Origin of the sequence: Methanosarcina spelaei (assembly GCF_002287235.1) — an archaeon.
Classification (GTDB): Archaea; Halobacteriota; Methanosarcinia; order Methanosarcinales; family Methanosarcinaceae; genus Methanosarcina; species Methanosarcina spelaei.
Map to the genome: position 1 here is coordinate 1 of NZ_LMVP01000321.1, position 986 is coordinate 986.

General features: G+C 38.3%; 1 protein-coding gene. It reads right to left on the minus strand.

Going from position 1 to position 986, the window contains the following annotated elements:
• Window positions 1-128: 128 nt before the first annotated feature.
• Entirely contained in the window at window positions 129-836 is a 708-nt protein-coding gene (locus ASJ81_RS13595) for a group II intron maturase-specific domain-containing protein (RefSeq protein ID WP_338037537.1), read from the minus strand.
• Between the last annotated feature and the right edge of the window lie 150 nt (window positions 837-986).

Consider the following 986-nt stretch of genomic DNA (forward strand, 5'->3'; position numbering starts at 1 on the left):
TGTTGAATAAGAAAGAGCGATTACTCGTTCTCTCTCTTCTAAGAACCGGACATGCACCTTTCAACGCATCCGGCTCAAGCATTCTATAACCCTTTCTGTATCAGGCGGCAGTTTTTTGTTATTACATATCAATTAGTAGATTTAAGTTGATTTTTGCGTTGTTGGAAATATTCTAGGTTAAGAAACGGATTCATATCTAATTTTAAAGGCTTGTGACGTCTTATTTTTGTATTGGACATGCGCAACAGATCATTTTCTTGAGTGCGAAAGTTCCAGCGTCTGGTAAGACTTTTTATCCAGTATTTATTAGCAATCCAGCGTCTGGGCTTGCCAGGGTGTCTTCTTTTAGCCCATTTCCACAACATTTCCCAGATGATGGAATCAAGCTTTTGGAATGTTTTGAAGGAAACAGACGATTTATGGTAATTGGTCCAGCCTCTTATAATTGGATTTAATTTATCGATTAAAGAAGCTTGAGACCAATTTCTACCTTGATGTATGGCTTGGCTAATATTATTAGTAAACTTTTTTATGGATTGCTTGGAAGGTTTGATTAGAAGTTTACCGGCATATTTCCGGAAGTTCCAGCCAAGGAAATCAAATCCGTTGTTAATGTTGGTGATAATGGTTTTTTCATCAGAGAGTTCAAGACCTCGCTCCATAAGGAAATCGGTTATCAGAGCCTTTATTTCTTTGGCAATATCCTCGGAAGCAGCGGTGATTATGAAATCGTCAGCGTATCTTACGAGGTTTACCTTGAAGGATCTTTTATCCTTTTTAGGATACCGGTTCATTAGTAATCCCTCGATACCATCCAATGTCATATTAGCCAGAATTGGCTAGATTAGACCACCTTGAGGTGTGCCTGCTTTCGTTGGATATAGGTGACGTCTGTATACGAAACCGGCCTTAAGAAACTGTCTGAGTATTGTTTTATCCATTGGAATGTTGTCTAGTAGCCACTGATGATTTATATTATCGAAACA